Origin of the sequence: Halococcus sp. AFM35, from assembly GCF_051195015.1 — an archaeon.
Taxonomy (GTDB): domain Archaea; phylum Halobacteriota; class Halobacteria; order Halobacteriales; family Halococcaceae; genus Halococcus.
In genome coordinates this window covers 1-20,199 of sequence record NZ_JBNTJU010000012.1, presented here as the reverse complement: position 1 = coordinate 20,199, position 20,199 = coordinate 1, and the positions used below count along the sequence as shown (strand labels likewise).

General features: G+C 64.8%; 21 protein-coding genes and 3 tRNA genes. 10 read left to right on the top strand and 14 right to left on the bottom strand.

The annotated features are described in order from the left end of the window. Nucleotides 1–2 precede the first annotated feature (2 nt). The 5 genes from ACQUQO_RS10780 (at nt 3) to ACQUQO_RS10760 (ending at nt 4,285) form a co-directional block, all read left to right on the top strand. On the top strand, nt 3–515 hold the full coding sequence (locus tag ACQUQO_RS10780) for an adenylate kinase family protein (RefSeq protein ID WP_435078007.1): 513 nt from the start codon (nt 3–5) through the stop codon (nt 513–515). A gap of 10 nt (nt 516–525) precedes the next feature. Next, nucleotides 526–1,143 carry a CDP-alcohol phosphatidyltransferase family protein gene (locus tag ACQUQO_RS10775; RefSeq protein WP_435078006.1) on the top strand — a complete coding sequence of 206 codons (618 nt, stop codon included), beginning with the start codon at nt 526–528 and terminating at the stop codon, nt 1,141–1,143. Nucleotides 1,144–1,184: 41 nt separating this feature from the next. After that, the gene (locus tag ACQUQO_RS10770; protein ID WP_435078005.1) at nt 1,185–1,709 is read left to right on the top strand and encodes a multiprotein bridging factor aMBF1; all 525 of its coding nucleotides are present in this window, start codon (nt 1,185–1,187) and stop codon (nt 1,707–1,709) included. A 171-nt stretch (nt 1,710–1,880) separates the two neighbouring features. After that, nucleotides 1,881–2,528 carry a triose-phosphate isomerase gene (gene tpiA / locus ACQUQO_RS10765; protein WP_435078004.1) on the top strand — a complete coding sequence of 216 codons (648 nt, stop codon included), beginning with the start codon at nt 1,881–1,883 and terminating at the stop codon, nt 2,526–2,528. An 86-nt stretch (nt 2,529–2,614) separates the two neighbouring features. Beyond that, nucleotides 2,615–4,285 (top strand): acyl-CoA synthetase, encoded by a 1,671-nt coding sequence (locus ACQUQO_RS10760; protein ID WP_435078003.1) that lies wholly within the window; start codon nt 2,615–2,617, stop codon nt 4,283–4,285. Nucleotides 4,286–4,291: 6 nt separating this feature from the next. On the opposite strand, the gene ACQUQO_RS10755 is transcribed toward ACQUQO_RS10760, so the two are convergent. The 6 genes from ACQUQO_RS10755 to ACQUQO_RS10730 all read right to left on the bottom strand — a co-directional run bounded on the left by ACQUQO_RS10755 (nt 4,292) and on the right by ACQUQO_RS10730 (nt 8,446). Then, nucleotides 4,292–4,915, bottom strand: coding sequence for a uracil-DNA glycosylase family protein (locus tag ACQUQO_RS10755; RefSeq protein ID WP_435078002.1), 624 nt, complete (start codon nt 4,913–4,915; stop codon nt 4,292–4,294). 53 nt (nt 4,916–4,968) lie between these two features. Continuing rightward, the gene (locus ACQUQO_RS10750) at nt 4,969–5,526 is read right to left on the bottom strand and encodes a DUF420 domain-containing protein (protein ID WP_435078001.1); all 558 of its coding nucleotides are present in this window, start codon (nt 5,524–5,526) and stop codon (nt 4,969–4,971) included. Nucleotides 5,527–5,556: 30 nt separating this feature from the next. Next, nucleotides 5,557–6,828 carry a DNA polymerase IV gene (dinB, locus tag ACQUQO_RS10745; RefSeq protein WP_435078000.1) on the bottom strand — a complete coding sequence of 424 codons (1,272 nt, stop codon included), beginning with the start codon at nt 6,826–6,828 and terminating at the stop codon, nt 5,557–5,559. A 305-nt stretch (nt 6,829–7,133) separates the two neighbouring features. Beyond that, nucleotides 7,134–7,310, bottom strand: a tRNA-Trp gene (locus ACQUQO_RS10740). Between the two features lie 43 nt (nt 7,311–7,353). Further along, the gene (locus tag ACQUQO_RS10735; protein WP_435077999.1) at nt 7,354–7,581 is read right to left on the bottom strand and encodes a DUF5795 family protein; all 228 of its coding nucleotides are present in this window, start codon (nt 7,579–7,581) and stop codon (nt 7,354–7,356) included. Nucleotides 7,582–7,612: 31 nt separating this feature from the next. Next, a complete protein-coding gene (locus ACQUQO_RS10730; RefSeq protein ID WP_435077998.1) occupies nt 7,613–8,446 on the bottom strand; it encodes a DUF5794 domain-containing protein in 834 nt (277 codons plus the stop codon). A gap of 309 nt (nt 8,447–8,755) precedes the next feature. Between ACQUQO_RS10730 and guaB the strand changes: the two genes are divergently transcribed. Beyond that, nucleotides 8,756–10,237: an IMP dehydrogenase gene (gene guaB, locus ACQUQO_RS10725; protein WP_435077997.1), complete on the top strand. Its 1,482-nt coding sequence runs from the start codon at nt 8,756–8,758 to the stop codon at nt 10,235–10,237. Between the two features lie 318 nt (nt 10,238–10,555). Next, nucleotides 10,556–11,392, top strand: a complete 837-nt coding sequence (locus ACQUQO_RS10720; protein WP_435077996.1) for a hypothetical protein — start codon at nt 10,556–10,558, stop codon at nt 11,390–11,392. A 196-nt stretch (nt 11,393–11,588) separates the two neighbouring features. On the opposite strand, the gene ACQUQO_RS10715 is transcribed toward ACQUQO_RS10720, so the two are convergent. Then, a tRNA-Lys gene (locus ACQUQO_RS10715) sits at nt 11,589–11,662 on the bottom strand. Nucleotides 11,663–11,976: 314 nt separating this feature from the next. Between ACQUQO_RS10715 and ACQUQO_RS10710 the strand changes: the two genes are divergently transcribed. Next, on the top strand, nt 11,977–12,519 hold the full coding sequence (locus ACQUQO_RS10710) for a CBS domain-containing protein (protein ID WP_435077995.1): 543 nt from the start codon (nt 11,977–11,979) through the stop codon (nt 12,517–12,519). A gap of 20 nt (nt 12,520–12,539) precedes the next feature. On the opposite strand, the gene purM is transcribed toward ACQUQO_RS10710, so the two are convergent. The 6 genes from purM to ACQUQO_RS10680 all read right to left on the bottom strand — a co-directional run bounded on the left by purM (nt 12,540) and on the right by ACQUQO_RS10680 (nt 17,938). Beyond that, nucleotides 12,540–13,505: a phosphoribosylformylglycinamidine cyclo-ligase gene (gene purM / locus ACQUQO_RS10705; RefSeq protein ID WP_435077994.1), complete on the bottom strand. Its 966-nt coding sequence runs from the start codon at nt 13,503–13,505 to the stop codon at nt 12,540–12,542. Nucleotides 13,506–13,567: 62 nt separating this feature from the next. Next, nucleotides 13,568–14,194: a metalloprotease gene (locus ACQUQO_RS10700; RefSeq protein WP_435077993.1), complete on the bottom strand. Its 627-nt coding sequence runs from the start codon at nt 14,192–14,194 to the stop codon at nt 13,568–13,570. Beyond that, nucleotides 14,191–15,684 (bottom strand): TraB/GumN family protein, encoded by a 1,494-nt coding sequence (locus tag ACQUQO_RS10695; protein WP_435077991.1) that lies wholly within the window; start codon nt 15,682–15,684, stop codon nt 14,191–14,193. The genes ACQUQO_RS10700 and ACQUQO_RS10695 overlap by 4 nt, the downstream gene beginning before the upstream one ends. Nucleotides 15,685–15,738: 54 nt before the next feature. After that, the gene (locus tag ACQUQO_RS10690; protein ID WP_435077990.1) at nt 15,739–16,185 is read right to left on the bottom strand and encodes an acyl-CoA thioesterase; all 447 of its coding nucleotides are present in this window, start codon (nt 16,183–16,185) and stop codon (nt 15,739–15,741) included. Nucleotides 16,186–16,234: 49 nt separating this feature from the next. Next, nucleotides 16,235–16,543, bottom strand: coding sequence for a hypothetical protein (locus ACQUQO_RS10685; RefSeq protein WP_435077989.1), 309 nt, complete (start codon nt 16,541–16,543; stop codon nt 16,235–16,237). Nucleotides 16,544–16,636: 93 nt separating this feature from the next. After that, a complete protein-coding gene (locus ACQUQO_RS10680; RefSeq protein ID WP_435077988.1) occupies nt 16,637–17,938 on the bottom strand; it encodes a M28 family peptidase in 1,302 nt (433 codons plus the stop codon). Between the two features lie 86 nt (nt 17,939–18,024). On the opposite strand from ACQUQO_RS10680, the gene ACQUQO_RS10675 reads away from it, so the two are divergent. Beyond that, nucleotides 18,025–19,089 carry a polyprenyl synthetase family protein gene (locus ACQUQO_RS10675; RefSeq protein ID WP_435077987.1) on the top strand — a complete coding sequence of 355 codons (1,065 nt, stop codon included), beginning with the start codon at nt 18,025–18,027 and terminating at the stop codon, nt 19,087–19,089. A gap of 252 nt (nt 19,090–19,341) precedes the next feature. Here ACQUQO_RS10675 and ACQUQO_RS10670 read toward each other — a convergent pair. Further along, nucleotides 19,342–19,426, bottom strand: a tRNA-Leu gene (locus tag ACQUQO_RS10670). 122 nt (nt 19,427–19,548) lie between these two features. On the opposite strand from ACQUQO_RS10670, the gene ACQUQO_RS10665 reads away from it, so the two are divergent. Continuing rightward, complete coding sequence (locus tag ACQUQO_RS10665) at nt 19,549–20,181, top strand: alpha/beta hydrolase (protein ID WP_435077985.1); 633 nt, start codon at nt 19,549–19,551, stop codon at nt 20,179–20,181. Nucleotides 20,182–20,199 lie beyond the last annotated feature (18 nt).

Below are 20,199 nucleotides of genomic sequence, written 5' to 3'. Positions count from 1 at the left end.
ACATGCGGGTCGTCGTCACCGGGACGCCCGGCACGGGCAAGACGACCGCGACCGAGCGCCTCGACCGCGAAGTGGTGCATCTGAACGACCGCATCCACGAGGAGGGACTCGATGCGGGAACCGACGAGAGCCGTGACAGTCTCGTCGCCGACATGGACGCGGTCGAGGCGTTTCTCGACGAGCGAACGAGTGGGGACATCGAACTCGTCGAGTCCCACCTCGCCCACCGGCTGCCGGCCGACCGCATCGTCGTCCTGCGATGTGACCCCGATGAACTCGGTGAACGACTCGCCGCGCGGGGCGAGTCGGAGGCGTCGGTCGCGGAGAACCGAGAGAGCGAGGCGCTCGACGTGATTCTTGCCGAGGCCGTGGAGGAACATGGAGCCGATAGCGTCTACGAGATCGATGCAAGCGAGCGCACCCCCGAGGAGGTCGCCGCCGAAATCGAGCGCGTGGTCGCCGGCGAGCGCGAACCGAGCGCCGGAACGGTGTCCTTTCTCGATGCGCTATCATGAGTGAGCACCGATGACGCTCGACCAGTATCGCTCGCTCGCCGACAGGCTGTTGGAGCCGTTCGTCGGCTGGGCCGCTCGCGTGGGGCTGACGCCGAACGCCGTGAGCGCGCTGGCGTTCGCCCTCGCCAGCGCGGCCGGTGTGTCCTACGTGCTCGCGGGCGGCGAGTCGCTGTGGTATCTCGTCGGCGCGGTGCTGGTGGGATTCAATGGCGCGCTCGACCTGCTCGACGGTGCACTCGCGCGCCGACTCGAGACCGCCTCGCGGGCCGGCGACCTGCTCGACCACGTGCTCGACCGATACGCCGACATCGTGCTTGTCGTCGGACTCGCGGTCGGCATCGAGCGGGAGCTGTTGGGCATCGTGGCCGTCACCGGTGTATTGATGACCTCCTATCTCGGTACGCAGGCCCAAGCGGTCGGTCTCGACCGGGTGTATGGCGGGCTGCTCGGCCGCGCGGACCGCCTCGCGCTCATCGGCCTCACCACGGCGCTGGCGGCGTTCGTCGAGTTCTCGGTGCTCGGCGTGAGCCTCGTCGGCTGGCTACTGGTCGTCCTCGCCATCGTCGGCCATCTGACCGCACTCCAGCGCCTCTCACATGCGTGGGATGTACTCGTCCCGGGGCGGTAGCGCGGCGGACGTTTTATACGCGCGGGTAGCCTTCGGCCGACATGGTTCAGTGTGAGATGTGCGGTGCGGAAACGTCTTCTCCGACGACGGTGGAAATCGAGGGTGCTGAACTCGACGTCTGCGACGACTGTGCGGACTTCGGCACCGAGGTCGAGCAGCAGTCCACAGGAGAACCCTCGACGAAGTACTCGACCGGCTCGTCGTCGGACGGGTCGGCAGGCTCGTCGAGCGCCGGCGGGTCGAGCGGTTCGAGCGGTGCGCGCCGACACGACATGTTCGACGACATGGAGGAAGTCGTCCAAGACTACGACGAGCGCATCCGTACCGCACGCGAGTCGGCAGGACTGAGCCAGAAGGAATTGGCACAGGAACTCAACGAGAAGGCGAGCCTCATCCGGAAGCTCGAACGCGGTGCGAGTCTCCCGAGCGACAGCGTGCAGAGCAAACTCGAACGCAAACTCGACATCACGCTCACCGAAGGTGGCGTTTCGGATACCGAGTGGGAGGGCGGAGCCTCGACGGGTGAATACACCCTCGGCGACGTCGTGCAGCGAAAGGACTCCTGACGCCTCGCACCCGAAGCATCCGCCAGCGACCGACCTCGCAACCGATACTGTCGGCTGGAAGTCCGTCCATCACGATGTGGAAAGCCGAGAAACGGGAAGTCACTGGTGGGATTCGAACGGCGCTCGGCTTCAACCGACAGTATATTTGTCCGTCGCGGGTTCGCTCAAACCATGTTCGTCCTCGTCAATTTGAAAGCCTACGCGGCCGATGCGGTCGAGATCGCCACCGCTGCGCGCGAGGTAGCTGGCGAATCGGGCGCGCGAATCGCCGTCGCGCCCCAAACGTCGCAGCTCGCAGCGGTCGCCGACACGGGAGTCGAGACGTGGGCACAGCACGTCTCACCCGTCGAGCAGGGCAGTCATACGGGAAGCACGCTCGCCGAGGCGGTGGTGGCGGCGGGCGCGGTCGGAACCCTGATAAACCACTCCGAGCGCCGGCTCCGCCTCGCCGACATCGACGGGGCACTCGACGCCGCCGAGAGGGCGGACCTCGAAACGGTCGTCTGTGCCAACAACCCAAAGCAGGTGGGTGCGGCGGCGGCACTCGGGCCGGATGCAGTAGCGGTCGAGCCACCCGAACTCATCGGCGGCGATATCTCGGTGAGTCAGGCCGACCCCGATGTCGTCGAGGATGCGGTCGCGGCCGCCGACGCTGTCGACGAGTCCGTCGGCGTGCTCTGCGGTGCGGGGGTCTCCTCGGGCGCAGACCTCGACGCAGCGGGTAATCTGGGCGCGGAAGGTGTGCTGCTCGCGAGCGGCGTGGCGAAGGCCGACGACCCGCGTGCGGCGCTTTCGGAACTGGTCGAACCGCTCGCCTGACACCGGCCAGCCATCGTATCGCGCTCACGGGAACATATCACTACGGAGGGAACATGATTGATGGTGGATGTGGCGTTATTCGGGGTATGGCAACGCACAACCTGACCGATTACGAGGCCGCGCGCGAGGAGTTCTCGTGGGAAGATATCTATGCCGAAGCCGACTGGGACGCCCCCGAGGCGTTCAACATCGGCCACGAGGTCTGTGACCGCCACGCCGACGGCACAGGAAGGGTGGCACTGGAGTACGCCGGTACCGACGGCGAGCGCGAGACGCTGACGTTCGACGACCTCGCCGAACGGTCGAGCCGGTTTGCAAACGTACTCGACTCGGCGGGTATCGAGCGCGGGGACAGAGTGTTCACCTACCTGCCCCGGATTCCGGCCCACTACGTCGCACTGGTGGGAACGCTGAAGCGGGGTGCGGTCTTCGGCGGCGTCAACGAACGGTTCGGTCCCGAGGGTATCGCCTACCGACTGGACGACTGCGATGCCAGCGCGGTCGTGACGACCTCCGAAAACCGCGAAACCGTCGAAGAGGCGCTTGCGAACGTTTCGAGCGTCGAGACAGTGATTACGGTCGACCGGGGTGACGGCGTGGCCAACGATGACGTGGATTTCACCGAGGCGATGGCCGCGGCGAGCGCCGAATACGACGCGGTGGCAACGAGCGGCGAGGATAATGCCTTACTCTACTACACGAGCGGCACGACCGGGCTGGCGAAGGGCGTCCTCCACAAACACCGCTGGGTCGCCGGTGTCGCGGCCACCCAGCGCTACGCGGTCGACCTGCAAGAGGACGACCTCTACTGGTCGACGGCCGATTTGGGCTGGCTCACCGGTCCCATCAACGCCCTCGGCGCGTGGTTCTGGGGGACGAGCCAGCTCGCCTACGAGGGGGAGTTCAGTCCTGAAGAGTGGGCCGACCTCCTCGACGAGTTTCCCGTCACAGTGTTGTTTTCGGTGCCGACGGCCTACCGGATGCTGCGGACCAACGAGACGGTCCTCACGGATGTGGACCTCGATTTGCGCCACGCGCTCTCCATCGGCGAGCCGCTGTCTGCGGGCGTCGTCGAGTGGGGCGAACAGGCATTGGGAGTCACGATTCTCGATACGTATGGGCAGACTGAAACCGGGAACATGGTCATCAACAACTACCCGACGATGGAACTCCGACCCGGAAGCATGGGCAAACCCCTGCCCGGTGTGGAGTCGGCCATCGTCGACCCCGCGACCGGCGAGACGCTCGGAGCCGGCGAGACGGGCGAGATCGCTCATCGTGGGGAGTTCCCGTGCTTTTTCGCCGAGTTCTGGGAGAACCCCGAAAAGACCGCCGACTGTTTCGTCGACGGTTCGGATGGCGAGTGGTATCTCTCGGGCGACCTCGCCCACCTCGATGAAGACGGGTACTTCTGGTTCGAGGGCCGCGCCGACGACGTCATCCTCTCCTCTGGCTACCGCATCGGTCCCTTCGAGGTCGAAAGCTCGCTGGGCGAACATCCAGCAGTCGCCGAGGCCGCCGTCGTCCCGAAACCCGACGAGGAGCGGGGCAACATCGTCAAAGCCTACGTCGTGCTCACCGAGGAGGGAAGTGGTTCAGAAGACCTCGCCGAGGAACTGAAAACCCACGTTCGCGAGGAGCTGTCGGCCCACGAGTACCCCCGCGAGGTGGAGTTCGTCGAGGACCTGCCGAAGACGGTAACCGGGAAGATTCGACGGACGGAGCTACGCGACAGGACCGCGGACCCGACCGCGTAAGCACTATCAGCGGACGAGATACGGCTGGTCGTCGGGCATGAACCGCCCGAGGTCGGCCTCGCGGCGGTAGTCGGTGGCGAGCAGCGTTTCGAGGGACTCCGTCAGCCGTGCGGCTGAGCCGTCCTCCCAGTCGGCAGGGTCCGCTATCGGGACGACGAGCCAGCCACTGCCGCGCAGTTCGCCCGCGTGAAGGGTTTCCATGTCGAGCGGTCGCTGTGGAGTGCGAGCGGTGTAGGTTCGGAGGATGTGGTCGGTCGCGCGCTCGCCGACCGGGAGAAGGACGTGCGCGCCGATGGCCCGGAGTTCGGCGTCGAAAAACCGCTCGCAATCGGCGTAGGACTCCGGCGTCGGGTCGTCGGCACAGAGATGGAGATAGGACAGAAACAGCTCGCCGAGGACGGGGGCGTCGGCATCGGGGTCGTCGACCAACCCCACGTCGGCGAGGACGGCGAGCAGGCGACGGCCGGCGGCGTTCGTGAACGGGACGCCCGTATCGAGACCACCGTGGACAGCGGGGTGGTCGCCGATGAGGTGAAACGCTGCGTTCGCATCGCCGTACCCGGGAACGAACTCCTCGCAGGGCGGACGCATCCCGAAGGGGTTGCTCGTGCGGTCGGTGACGTTTTGCACGGCGGGCGTCCGGCCGCTGCGGACAAATGTGTGCCGGGTTTCGACCACGGGGGTCAGTAGACGACGTACGACAGCAGATAGACGACGATGCCGAGCGCGAACGAGACCATCCACAGCGAGGCGGCGACGCGGCCGACCCGTGGGTGGTTCGTTGTCGAGAGCGCCTCGGCGGGACGGGTGAGCGCGAGCAGGAGGACGTAGTACAGCAACGGAATACAGACGATGGCGAGCGAGACATGGATGGCGAGCACCGGAAGGTAGACGAACTGATACACTGTTTCGGGGCCCGGAAACGGTGCCGGCCCGAGCAGCGAGACGCGATAGAGATAGAGCACGAGAAAGGTGACGAACAGCGCGAGCGAGACGCCCATCAGCGCACGATGGCGGGCGACTGCGCCGCGCCTGATGGCTCGCCAGCCCGTGGCGATGGTGACGATGGCAAGCGCGCTGACGAGGACGTTGACGAAGGGAATGGCCTCAAGCACCGCCGTCGGTGCTCGGGGAAGCGTTCCCTCGAACGCGCCGAGGACGGCCCCGAAGACGAGCGCGAGCGACACCACCGAGAGCAGTCCCGCAAGCGCCGGCACGTGATTACGTGCACGAAACTCCATATCCGAGATGGGTGTCTCGACGGTTTGTAGCTATCCATTCTCCACGAAGTCATCGAATCGAGTCTGACCGGCCGTCGAGGTCGCCGTGGCATCCGTCGTATCGGTTCGCTCGACGCCGCCATCGGCCCGCCCGCCGCCGCGCGATTCGAAGCCGTCGAGGCTGGCCTGTTCGCCCGATTCGAAGGCGAGGTTCGACACCCTGACGCCGACCTTTCTGACGGTCGCATCGTCGAACTCTTCGAGGAGGTCGAGCGCCACGTCCGAAACGAGGTCGGCGTCGGCCACCGGCCCGGGCAGCGAGCGCGCACGGGTGTTGACATCGAACGGCGGCGTGACGACCTTGATTCCGATGGTGCGATAGAGTGCGCTCTTGCGGTCGGCACGCTCGGCGACGGCGGCCGCGAGCGCCGTGACGCGTTCGCGGAGTGTGGCCATCTCGTCGGTGGCATCGGTGAACGCCGACTCGCGTGAGAGGCTCTTCGGGCGGCCGACGGGCGTCACGGGTCTCGAATCCTCACCACGGGCGAACGAACGGATTTCGCGGCCGCGCTCGCCAAAGCGCTCGTCGAGCCTGCCGGGCGAAGCCGCGGCGAGGTCGCCCGCCGTCTCGATGCCCATCTCGCGGCATTCGCGGGCGGTGACGGGACCGACGCCGTGCACAGTATCGATGTCGAGCGGCGCGAAGAACTCGGCCACCGCGCCGGGTTCCACAGTAGTAAGTCCGTCGGGTTTGTCGCGGTCGGCGGCGACCTTCGCGGCGCTCATGTTGGGGGCGACACCGATACTCGCGACGACGCCCACCTCGTCGTGGATGCGCTCTTTGATGTGGCGGGCGTAGCCCTCGGCGAGCGTCCGGCCGTCGACGCGCTCCCACGACGTCCGTTCGGTGACGTCGAGCGCCGCCTCGTCGATGCTCACCTCGCGAACGACGTCGGCGCAGTCGTGAAGGATTTCCCGCACTTCCTCGCCGACCGTCTCGTAGTAGTCGAGGTCCACAGGAATGTAGTGGCCGGCCGTCTCGTTCGGGCTCGCGTCCTCGATACGGGGGAGTCGGTCAAGTGCCGTCGAGATGGCCTGCGCGCTCTCGACACCCTCGGCGCGGGCCTCGTAGCTCGCGGTGGCGACCGCGCCGTGGGTCTCACCGGCCTCGTAGCCCATCCCGACGACGACCGGTTCGCCCCGGAGGGCGGGCTCGCGGCGGCGCTCGCAGGCGGCGTAGAAACAATCCATATCCACGTGGAACACGATGGGGGTATCGCCCTCGTCGATACCAGGCAGGCGTTGCCCGCCGCGTTCGACCATACCGAAACGACGTGTGGCACACCAATGAGCGTTGGCAAACGGCGGTGGGTTGTACCCGCGACCAGTTGGTTCGACACAAAGTTTATTACACATACTGTAAAATGGTGGCATGCGTCAGACAGCATGACGACGATCAGACATCCCCTCCGGCGGCTCCGGTCTGCGCTCGCACTCAGTTACACGCCGGAAGAGAGCAACACGAGCTATATCGACGAATCGTAATCCCTAGTCGGGTTCTCAGTATCGTCACGTAGAAACGGAAACCAATCCTTCGGCCTTGGCTTGCCACGTAGCGCCGCAGAGTATGGGGTCGGAGGGATTTGAACCCCCGATCGACTGATATCTCCGGTCGCGCCTCGGTCCTCCAGAGGGTCGTCACGGCGGGCGATGATCAGTCGGCCGCTCTGTATATCAGTCTGGAGTCTCGTCCCGGGCGCGGTGCCTCTGGAGTCAGTCGCCATACCTGGCTTGGCCACGACCCCGTAGGGAAGCATAGAACGAAACCACCGAAAACGATTTCGGTTGCTACCCGCGGTCGGTCGCGCTCCACTCACAGTCTTGGCATTTCTGACCGGTGACGAACTCGGTAATCGACGGCATGTAGCCGACTTCGAGCACGCTTCCCCCGCAGTCGGGACAGTCCCGCTCGGCGTCGGTGATGGGTTCGGCGTCCATCACGTCCTCGCCCTCGATGAGTTCGGCGAGCGTTTCCGGCGTGACCATCCGTCCCTCGACGACGCGGTTGTCGGCCATGCGCGGCGTTCGGGACGGTGGCCCTAAACCCTTACAGCCACGGCGCGCGGTCGGGACCGATGTCGGTCTCGTCGTCGGCCATCGCGGTTCCCGACGGCTCCGCGGATGGGTCCTCGTCCAGCTCTTCGTCGTCGGCCTCACCGGGGTCGAACGCGAGCAGCGTCGTGACCGCGAGCACCGCCAGCGCGAGCGGCGCGTCGTCGGGGACGACCCCGAGCACAGAGAGTCCGAGCACACCCAGTGCGACCGCGCTGCCGAAGCGAAAGCGGTCGATGTCCACAGTATTATGGAGCCACGGGCTGGTGACGGCGACCGCGAGCGCGAAGGCTACGCCCGTGCCGGCGGCCGCCACGCCACGCAGGACGAGAGTGATGTCGGGAACCAGCACGAGCTGTGCGTTCGCGGGGTCGAGACTCGCGACCATCCCCAGCCCGACGATGACCGCCGGGCGCGGGAGATACTCGCCGACGCGCGCGCTCGCGGTCTTGGCCGCAACCGCGAGGATGACCAGCGCGGCGAACCGTTCGAACACCGCGAGGTCGAGCAGGCTCTCGATGGTCGGTGCCAGCGCAGCCTCGACGCTGGCGAGTGCGAGAACGACCACGCCGACCGCGAGCGTCGTCTCGACGCGCTCACGGCGGCTACCGCTCATCTCGGCGAGGATGACTGCGACAGTCGCACTGCCACCGAACACGAGCAGTCCGACTTCGAGGATGCCCGCGGGGTCGTCGAGTGCGCCGGCGAGCACCATCGCCGGAAAGATGCCGTCGACGAGGGGCAGCGCCATCACGGTCGCCAGCAGGCGGGCCGCGCCGCCGACGCGCTGTTCGAGGCGGAGCGCGACCGGGTGTTGGGAGTGACTCACGGCGAAGCGTGGCTCTCTCCCGGAGCCGACGGGTGGTGTGAGTCACGGTTCGCGGGGGAGCGCCAGCCGTTCGTGACTCGCGTCGCCAGTGTAAGTTTGCACGCCGCTGTAAAAACAGTGGAGACCACGAAGTCGAGGGTCGTCCGAACGGCGGTGCGTGCGGTTGGCGGACTGGCGACGTCCATACACGGTCAACTACTGACACGATGATAAACGTTCTGTGAGACGCGACCACACGAACCCCACGAACGATAGACACAGTATCGACGTTCTCGGAACGTTTTTGCTTCGCGCTCTCACACCGATTACATGGCGACCAATCGTTCGGAGCCGTTTTCCGAGAAACTCCGCGTACCCGAAGCGCTCACGTTCGACGATGTGCTTCTCCGGCCGAAAGAGAGCCACGTCGAACCCGACGACGCCGACACCGCGACGCAGGTCTCGACGTCGGTCGAACTCTCCATCCCCGTGCTGTCGGCAGCGATGGACACCGTCACCGAGAGCGAACTGGCCACCGAGATGGCCAGACGGGGTGGTCTCGGCGTGCTTCACCAGAACATGGATATCGAGGAGACTGTCGAAGAGGTCGAGCGCGTCAAGCGCGCCGACGAACTCATCATCCGCGAGGTCGTGACCGCGGGCCCCGACCAGACGGTGCGCGAGGTCGATGCGATGATGGACGACGAGGGCGTCAGCGGCGCACCCGTTGTGAGCGACGACGGCGAGGTACTGGGCATCATCTCCGCGACCGACGTCCGACCCTATCTGGAGGTCGGCGACCGCGACGAGGTGCGCGAAGCGATGACCGACGAGGTCATCACTGTACCCGAGGACGTGAGCGCGCGCGAGGCGCTCGAACTCATGTACGAGCACAAGATCGAGCGCGTGCCGGTCGTCGACGACGGCAACCACCTCACGGGGTTGGTGACGATGCAAGGCATCCTCCAGCGCCGCGAGTACGACTCGGCCGCCCGCGACGAGGCAGGGCGGCTGCGTGTCGGCGTCGCCATCGGCCCGTTCGAAAGCGAGCGCGCCACGGCGGTCGACGAGGCGGGCGCGGACGTGCTGTTCATCGACTGCGCGCACGCCCACAACCGCAACGTCATCGAGAGCGCGCGCGACATCGCCGACTCGGTGACTGCTGACGTGGTGGTCGGCAACGTCGGGACGAGGGAGGCCGCCGAGGCGCTCGTCGACTTCGCCGACGGCATCAAGGTCGGCATCGGTCCCGGTTCCATCTGTACGACGCGAGTCGTCACGGGCGCGGGAATGCCACAAATCACCGCCGTCGCGCAGGTCGCGGACGTCGCCAGCCAGCACGATATTCCGGTGATTGCCGACGGCGGGATTCGTTACTCGGGCGACGCCATCAAGGCCATCGCGGCGGGTGCGGATGCGGTCATGCTCGGGTCGTACTTCGCGGGGACCGACGAAGCCCCCGGCAGGGTCGTGACGATGAACGGCAAGCGCTACAAGCAGTACCGGGGGATGGGCAGCGTCGGCGCGATGCAATCGGGCGGCGGCGAGCGCTATCTCAAGGAGACCGACGAGGACGAGGACTTCGTGCCCGAAGGGGTGGAGGCCGCGACGCCGTACAAGGGCAGCGTCGAGAGCGAACTCTTCCAGCTCGTGGGCGGGATGAAAAGCGGGATGGGCTACGTCGGAGCCGAAACCGTCCCCGAGTTCAAGCGCCGCGCGGAGTTCGTCCGGGTCTCTCCGGCGGGCCAGACCGAGGGCCACGCCCACGACGTGGTAATTACCGACGAAGCGCCGAATTACAGTCCCGACTGACATATAGGAAGAGCAGCCACTATTGGCGTGAGATGACCCTTGTGAGAGTAGTTCAAAACACATGAATATCGGCTCAACAAGCCCGTGAATTTCTATTTGAGCAAATGAAAATCACAAGTTAGGTCAGAAGATGATTCGTCTCGCGGCCATCGCTGCTACCACAAAGAACTGCCTATTCTTTTTGTCCAATGATTTATCGAAGAAGCATTATTCTCGACATCGGTGGCTTGTTTCTGCTGATTTCACTTTCACTCCGGTCAAGTAGCTTTTAAGTCCTCCCGGAACGTCAGTAATCAGTAAGGTCACATCGAAAACAACATGACCACAACTGAAACGTACAAATTTGGCCGGTTAACTCTCGACCAGAGTGACCTTCCGACCCCCACAGAAGTTTACGACGGTATCGACAGCCGTTTTACAATTAGAGAGGAGGAGTACGACGAAGCACGGGACGAAACTCGTGTGTTTAAGGAGAAAGGACGCGATCCCAATCTCGGAGATGACCACGAGGACTACGCCTTCTGCCATTTCACCTATGTAGCAGACACTCCTGACAGCATCCTCATCCGAAATGAGGACGATGAGGAGGAAGAAAGTGACCGACGTAAGTTGGAAACCTCTCGCATCCTGTATTTTGAAAACGGACAATTTGCGTTTGAATCTCGACAGGATCTACTCGACCTGTGGACGCCTCAATTCATCGGAAAAATAACCGACACCGAACTTGATGGGGATGACTGGCGGTTTGAGCCGCTCTCCCAGGAGATAATGTCGTCGTTCTACCAAGACCGTCCAATCATCTCGATTCTCAAAGTCGAGCAGCCGGAGGACGAAAATGAAGTAACCGGGGACTCTACTCTGGCCAACGCCGTCGCAGATCTTGCGGGCAGAGTCGCATCACAGCGATTTAGTGTTGGGAATAGAAGTGGAAACAACCTCAAAGGTGCTACCATCATCGACCAGTCAGCCGAGAATCTCGATATACTCGAAGTCTCGGGCAAGTATGAAAACAGTCACACAACGAATCTGAAGGCTACTGGGCCGGTCACTATCTCATGGAACGAAAGCGACTGGTCGGACAGTACTGCCACCGAGCAGAGGGCTGAACTGATACAGGGTAAGCTCTCACCCTTCCTTGGGCAACTAAACGACTAAGAAAGGGCGGCACAGCTCATTCGAAGTTCTTCCGAGTGATAGCGCTAGGGGATTTGAACCAGCATACGGCGCGCCACGCGCCGTTTCACTTCTCGTGAACGAACGAAGCGAGTGAGCGAGAAGGAAGTTTTATACTAAATTTTGCGAGGAGTGGTGCACGAGCGCAGCGAGGGAATCCCGACGAAGTAAAATTTAGCGGGCCGGGAGGGATTTGAACCCCCGACTGTCTGATTAAGAGTCAGATGCTCTGCCTAACTGAGCTACCGGCCCTGACGATTCGGAGTTACCCGGCCCCAGTCAAATACGTTTTCCTTCGCCAGAGGCGAGCGTGGCGGTGCTGTGCGGTTGCGGAGCGGTGCGGTGGCGTCCGCGCGAACGAAGCGAGGTTCGACCGTAGGGAGAACCTCGGAGGCGAACGGCGAACGAAATGAGCCGTGAGCAGTGAGCGCGGTTCACCGCTCGCGCGGTTTGCGAGCGGGAGTTTTTGGTCCAGATTTTTCAAGGAGTGGTTCGCGCGGAGCGCGAACCCGACGCAGAAAAAGGTGGGTCGTAATGCTTTTGATTACCCACGGTTATCGCCGGACATGGAGCTGCCGACGCCGGAGGACTTACGCGAGCACCGCAATCGCGTCGGACTCACCCAGAGCGCGCTCGCCGACCGCGCCGAGGTCTCCCAGCCGCTCATCGCGCGCATCGAGAGCGGTGACGTCGACCCGCGACTCTCGACGCTCAGGCGAATCGTCACCGCTCTGGACGCCGCCGAGGGCGGGATTCGGCGGGCGCGCGATCTGATGCATACCTCCGTGATCGCCATCGCGCCCGACGACAGCGTTCGTGAGGCCATCGACCGGATGGGAGAGGCGGGCTACTCGCAGCTGCCGGTGGTCCACGACGGCTATCCCGTGGGCATCATTTCGAATGGCGACGTCCGGCGTGCCTCCTCCGAAAACGCCGCCGAACTCCCCGTCGCGGACGTGATGCGCGAGTCGATTACGACCGTGGCTCCGGCAGCCACGCTCGATACGGTCGATACACATCTCGACCATCACGACGCCGTCATCGTCGTCGAGAGCGGACAGATGCTCGGCATCATCACCGAAGCCGACATCGCCGCCCACTTGTCCTGATTTCCCACTCGCTCCGCGCCTCAATCGAGTTCCAGTCCGTCGGCGGCGACGCCCGTACCCTCCGTAACCTCGCCGACCACCGTTCCGTCCGTGGTCCCGGCGAGCGCGTCGGCGTCCTCGGGGTCGAGCGCCGCGACGAACCCCATTCCCATGTTGAAGGTTCGATACAACTCCTCGTCGACCACCTCTCCTCGTTCGGCGACGAACTCGAAGACCGGCGGGACGGGGAGCGGGTCCGTAATCTCGTAGCGATGAGGTCCCATCCGCGGGAGGTTCGTCCAGCCGCCCCCGGTGACATGGGCCGCGGCGTGCGTGTCGTGGTCGTGCAACGGGAGGTCGGTGTAGATGCGCGTCGGCTCCAGCAGGACCTCGCCGACCGCCCTCTCGGAGTCGGGAAACGAGTCGGTGTAGCTCCCGGCGCGGGTCGTGGCCTCGCGCGCGAGCGTCAGTCCGTTGGAGTGGATTCCCGACGACGGAAAACCGACGAGTGCGTCGCCGACCTCCGCCTCGCCGAAGAGGTCCGCTTCATCTGCCAGCCCGGCACACGTTCCGGCGATATCGAGACTGCGAATCACCTCGGGCATGACTGCCGTCTCGCCGCCGACCAGCGCGACGCCGGCGCGCTCGGCACCGGTTGCGAGCCCCTCGCCGAGTTCGGCGGCCGTGTCTTCATCGGGTTCGTCGACCGCGAGGTAATCGACGAACGCCACCGGCTCGACGCCGGCAGCCACGAGGTCGTTCGCGTTCATGGCGATGCAGTCGATGCCCACAGTGGTGTAATCGTCAATCGCCTCGGCGACGAGCAGTTTGGTGCCGACGCCGTCGGTCGCGAGCGCGAGGTACTGCCCGCCGATGTCGACCAGTCCAGCATAATCGCCCTCGCCTTCCCCGGCCGCGCCAACGAGCGCCGCGGTGGCGGCCTCGCTCGCGTCGATATCGACGCCCGCCCCGGCGTAGGTGAGTCCCTGGTCCGCGTCGTCGGTCATGGCGAAAGCGCCGTCGGAGGCGGACAAAAGCCCGTCGGTGACCCAGTGAGGGTTTCGCCGGTTCAGAGGCCGAACCCGAACGTCAGGAAGACCGCGACCGCCGAACCGGCGCTCACGACGAAGGCGATGGCGAAGACGACGACGCTCCAAGAAAGGACTGTACGGCCGTCGAGCGGGCCGAACGGGAGCATGTTGAAGCCAGCGAGTAGGAGATTGATGCCGACACCGAACGCGCCGACCGTGCCGACGAATCCACTGCCGAAGAGCGCGAGCGCCGCGAACCCGAGGGCGAGAACGAGGTTCATCACCGGGCCGGCGAGTGCGATGAGACCGTTCTGGCGCTCGGTGATGCGTCCGCGGTGATAGACTGCGCCGGGTGCGGCAAAGAGGAAGCCGGCGAAGGCGCTCGCCACCGCGAGGAACAGCATGCCGTAGTCGGCACGGAAGTGTGCGACCTGCCCGAAGCGCTGGGCGACGAGTTTGTGCGCGAGTTCGTGAAGGAGAAACCCGATGCCGGCGGTGAGCATGCTGAGCGCGAACGAGCGGAACACGGGCGGCGACAGCAGCAGGTCGACATCGCCGGCGAGGAGCACTTCCCGAAGCGGGGGCGTGAAAAACAGCGCGAACGCCACCCCGAGGGCAACCCACGCGATTGTGAGGTCGACGAGTTCCCGGCGGGCGAATTTCACGTGAGCGTCCTCCAGATGAGGTCGGCGCTGTTCTCGGCACCCTGTATCATCAACTCGACGACCCCATCGACGCCGCCGACGCCGGCCGCGAGCACCGGGAGCACGACGGCGGCGAACAGGAAGCTCGCCACAATGGAGCCGACGTTGGTGAGTGCAACGACGGCGATGAGCCGAAAGAGGGCCACCTCCTTGAGGCGTGCCCAGAGTTCCTCAAGCGGGGTTTCCTCGTCGCTCAGGATTTCGTTCAAGGTGTTGATGTCGCCAATATTGACATCGAGGTAGCGGAGTTCGACGTAACCGGCGAACCAGCCCGGCGCGAGCAGCGGGTTCACGCTGGTGAGCCACGCGACCGCGCCGCCGACGAGCGCGCTCGTCCAGTGTGCGCCGCCGAGTTTGGCGAGCACGGTGGCGAAGATTCCGTTGATGAGAAACCACGCGCCGAACAGCCTGAGAAGGAAGCCGTTGCGCGCGCCGGCCATCGCCAGCAAGAGGAAAAAGGCCAGAAAGCCGAGCGTGAACAGGTAGCCGACGAGTTTGTACGGCGAAAAGCGCCGGCCGCTCTCGTGGCCGACCAGCGATGCCATCGGCGGGAGCGTTTCGGGATGGCTGAGATAGCGCTCGATACCCTCTCTGTGGCCTGCGCCGACGACCGCGACGACCCGATGGCCTTGCTCGCGGAGTGCCACTAACCGATGGGCGATGAAGGCGTCGCGCTCGTCGATGAGCGCCTCCGCACCGCCCGGCGAGAACTGCCGGAACTCTTCGAGCATGGTACTCACCACGTCGGTGTCGGTCATGTCCTCGATGTCGAATTCTTCGACGTCGTCCTCGTCGGGTGCACTCCAGACGAACGCCGTCGTGAGAATCGCCCCGACAGCGAGACCCAGACCGGTTGCGACCAACAGGTAATCGAGCGCCGAGAAAACGAGTCCCGGTATCGTGAGGCTCGCCGGCAGCACGAGTGGGCCGAAGAACGCCTCCAGCGGGAAACCGAGGAAGGCACCGGTCGCAAGACCGATGCCCAACCCGACCGCGAGCGGCGAGGCGAAAGCCAATGGGAGACTCAGCAGCATTCGAAGTTTCTCGCCGCCGGTCATCCGCGCCCAGAACCGCTGGACGGTCATCTGGATGTCGCGGTCGACGAGCGCCACGTCCAAACTGTGCTCCTCGGCGGTCTCGACGGCGGCGAGCATGTCCGCGCCGGGCGTGATGTCGAACTCGTCGCCGAGGCGGGTCTGCACGTAGGAGAGCATCCAGTAGGCGAGAAACTGGAAGACCGTGTTGCCGCGTAGGAGGTCACTGGCTTCCAAATCGTCGGGCTGTTCGCCCTTGAGTTGGCGAAAGCGGCCCTCGTCGAGTTCGACCGCCACCACATCCGGGCGCTCGTCGGCGATGGTGCGCTCGACCTCGCCGACGCTCTCGGGGGAGACGTGGGCCGTCCCGACGACGCGGACCTCGCCCTCGTCCGCCGTCGCCGTCGAATCGCTCATTGGGTGGTGGATGGACCGGCCTTTCTTACCCCTGTCGGGATGGCCCTCGCGTCGCTATCCCCGTTCGTCGGTGTGGTCGAGCGCCACCGCGCGCAATCGCTCACCTTCCTCGGAATCGACGGTGAGGTCGGGAACGGCTATCGGGTTCCCGTCCTCGTCGATGGCGACATAGACGAAGTACGATTCGGTGGTCGTCTCGCGCTCGCCGCTGGTGAGGTCCTCGCGGGAGGTCTGGAGGCGCACGTGGACGCTCGTTCGGCCGGCCCGATAGACGTAGGATTCGATGAGCGCGACGTCACCGACCCGGATGGGACGCTCGAAGTCCACTCGATTGATGCGTGCGGTGACACAGGCGTTGCCCGCAAACCGCATCGCGCTCATCGCGCCGATCTCGTCCATCCACTTCATCACGTTGCCGCCGTGGACGCTCTGGAGGTTGTTCGCGTGATGGGGCTGGACCATCTCCCGATTTTCGATGTACGTCGAAAGCAGGTTTGTCATACCGCCTCTTCGAGCGCGCTCGAATGAGTCTACTGCATTCGACCGGTTTTCACGAACCGTCGTCGGTCAGGTGTTCGTCGGCGAACGACGAGAGCGAGTCCCAGCCGGTCTTCTCGCCGATGGATTCGAGCGCCTCGCCGAGCGTCTCTTCGGGGTCGAGTTCCCGTTCGGTCTCTTCCCGTGGCACGATTCGTTCGTTCTCCCTGTCGAGGTTGCCCTCGTACAGCCTGTTCGTCGACGGTTCGTACAGCATCGGCGTGTCACCCCGTGCGAGACCGAGGTACTCCGTCTTCCGGTCGTTCGCCACCGTCCATCCCTCGTAGTTCGGTACGGGGCTATCGTTCACGTCTTGTGACATACCAGCGAATAGTTCCTCGTGAAGCCACTTGAGGGGTAGGCCTGCAGATGTCGGGTGGGGTTCGATGAGATGGATGGCGTCGATTCGTGACGTTCAGTACGGCCACTCGCCGGTGAGTTGCATCCCTGCGGCCTCGCCTTCGGCTTCGAGCGCGGCCGCGATGTCCTCGGGGTCCTTATGAGAGACCGCGAACCCGTCGTCGGCGAGTTCGACGGCGAGCTCGGTCAGGAGAATCGCCTGCTCGCGGAAGGTGCGCGCGTCGAGCTTGTCGAGCGTGTCGGCGTGGGTGTGACCCCAGCCGCGGTCCGGTCCCGTGTCGCTCGTGACGTGATAGCTCGGCACGCCCCAGCGGACGAACGGCCAGTGGTCGCTGTGCGGTCCCTGTTTCGGCACCGTCGTGATGGGGTGGTCGAATCGGTCGGCGACCCGCTCGGCGACCGTCTCCAGTTCGTCGAAGTCATGCGTCAAAAGCGAGAGCGTCCGTCCGGCGACGACGCCGTCGTTGTTGAGAACGGCTTTTACCGTCCCGAGGTCGGTCTCCTCGGCGAGATACTCCGAACCACAGAGACCGACCTCCTCGGCCCCGAAAACGACGAACTCCACAGTCGTATCGAGTTCGTCTTCCCGACTGTGGAGCGTGCGGGCGAGTTCGACCACCATCGCCGTGCCAGCGCCGTTGTCCATCGCACCCTCGGCGATGTCGTGGGCGTCGACGTGGCTCGTCACGAGCAGGCGTTTTTGACTATCGGGCCCGACTTCGGCGTGGACGTTCCGACTCGTCGCGTCGTGGATGTCAGCCTCGACGGCGACGCTCACCGTCTCGCCGCCGTACCGCCGGCCCAGCCGCATGCCGACCTCCTTCGAGACGCCGACGGCCGGAATTTCACCGATTGGGCCGTCCGTACCGCCCACGCTTCCCGTGGGCGGGAGCTGGCCGGGAACGTGATTGCGGAAGACGAACGCGGCCGCCCCGCCCGCGACCGCGCGATGATACTTCTCGCTGCGGTGGACGAAGCGGTCGTGGTGGTCGGGCACATCGCTTGCGACCAGTACGACGTTTCCGTCGATGTCGTGCTCCTCGAAGTCCGCCGGCAGGCCGTAGCCGAGGTCGACGAACTCGCCGGTCACCTCGGCGCTCGGACTCCGCGGGAGCGCGATGCAGGCGTTGTCGGCGTCGCCCGTGCGGATGGTGCTTTCGCCGCGCATCCAGCCCTGAATCTCGAATTCTTCCAGTCGCGCATCGCGTGCGCCCACCTCGGCGAGCGCATCGCGAGTGGCTTCGGCGGCACGGCGCTCGCCCTCGCTGCCGGCCATCCGGTTGCCGATGTCGACGAGCGCTTCGAGGTGGTTCCAGCCCGTGTCGCTCGTGAACGTCTCGCCGATCCAGTCGTGCATGCGATAGCTGCCGGCGAGCGCGTGCTAAGCGTTTCCCTTCGATTGGCAAACGAGCATTTTTAGCCCGTCGCCGACGCCTTCGGCGTATGCGCGACGTGCTCGCGGCGTGGCGGCCGGTCATCGACGAGGAAATCGAACGGTTGCTACCGCGCGAGATCGGTGTCGAGTACGCGACCTCCTTCTTCGGTTCGCCGACCTACGAGTACGACGCGACGGCCGTCCAGCATGCCCTCTCCGAACCCGTCTGGGACCTGCTCGACCGCGGTGGCAAGCGCTGGCGGGCGGTCGTCTGCTGTCTGCTCATAGAGGGGTTCGGTGTCGACCCGCATGAGTATCTCCCCTACGCCTGCATTCCGGAAATACTGCACAATGGAACCATCATCGTCGACGATGTCGAGGACGGCGCAACCATGCGCCGCGGCGAGTCGGCACTGCATCACGAGTTCGGGACGGATACCGCGCTCAACGCGGGCAACGCGATGTACTTCTTCCCGCTCAAGATCATCGCCCGCAACCCCGGCGACCTCGCGCCCGAGACGCGTCTCGAAATCTACGAGATGCTCATGCACGAGCTGAATCGGACGCATCTCGGGCAAGGGATGGACATCCACTGGCACAACCAGCAGGCAATCGGGATGAGCGAAGCGCAGTATCTCGAAATGTGCGCCTGCAAGACGGGCTGTCTCGGACGCATCGTCGCCCGACTCGCCGCGATTCTCACCGACCGACCTGACGACGTCGAGCACCACGCCGCACGGTATGCCGAACTGATGTCCATCGCCTTCCAGATCGGTGACGACATTCTGGATGTCGAGACCGCCACCGAGGAAGGCGGTGCGTTCGGCAAGGGCATCGGCAACGACGTGCGCGAGGGCAAGAAGACCCTGATGGCGATTCACGCCGCCGGCGAGGCCACGCCCGAGCGCGCCGCCCGGTTGGAGGAACTGCTCTGGACCGACGAGAACAGCGAAGAGGACATCGCCGAGGTCATCAGTATTTTCGAGGAGACCGGCAGCGTCGCCTACGCCCGCGAGTGCGCCCTCGACATCGCTGCCGAAGCGCGCGAGCATCTCGCCGAACTCGACCTCGCCGACGAACCCGCCGAGCATCTCGCGGAGTTCACCCGCTTCGTCGTCGAGCGCGACGTCTGAGGCGGCTGTGGTGTGGGAGCGGTTGCGGTGCGGTCGCTGTTCCTGGCGGATGAAGGCGGGCGAGCGAAGCGAGTGAGGGCTTCGGCGGTTGCTGTGCGGTAGTCAAGTGGACCCACACCGTGAACGAGCGAAGCGAGTGAGCGGCCGAGGAACCCCCGAGCGCAGCGAGGGGTGACGTGGGCTTTTTCCCCACGTTTTTGCAAGCGAGGGAGCGAGCGCTAGCAAGCGACTGGGCGTAGCAAAAAGTGGGAGTGCGTGGGACCGGATTTGAACCGGCGGACCTCTACAGGACAGCGCCCTCAACGCTGCGCCGTTGGCCTAGCTTGGCTACCCACGCGCGAGAGTGAGTATCGCCCGGTCCATTAAAAGCGCTTTCATCCCGGCGCTCCGTGGCGGTGCGTTACACAGCAGTGGCGAGCCACGGCCTAGGTATAAGATAGGTGCGGACCTGCCGGCGGTATGGCCGAACCGAACGACGCCGCAACCGAGCGATACCGGCTGCGCCCGGAGACGGTCGTGACCGACCGGGGCGAGGGTCCTGCTGTCGTGTTCGCCCACGGAACACTGATGGACCGAACGATGTTCGACTCACAGGTCAGGGCGCTCAGCGAGGAGTACCGAACGGTGGCCTACGACCTCCGGGCACGCACCGACCAGTACGCGACCGAGTACGACCTCTACGACCTCGCCGACGATGCCGATGCGCTCACGGATGCCCTCGGCACCGACTCGTTCGTGCTCTGTGGGATGTCGATGGGCGGATTCATGGCGCTGCGCTTCGCCGAGCGCTATCCCGACCAGTTGGAAGGGGTGGTTCTCATCGACGCCATCGCCGAGCCACACACCGATGCCGAGCGCGAACAGTACCGCGAGATGGCCGAACAAGCCCGAGAGGACGGCACATTCGCCGATTTCATGGTCGATGTCGCCAAAAACCAGCTGTTCGGCGCGACCACCCTCGAAGAGAACCCCGACCTCGTCGAGCAGTGGGTCGAGCGCTGGCGGACCTACCCGACCGAGGGATTTTATCAAGACTCAGCTTTGCACGTTCAGAGATACCACCCTTTTGAACCGTCTGAGCCGTCCGAGTGAAGGAAGAGATGCTCTATT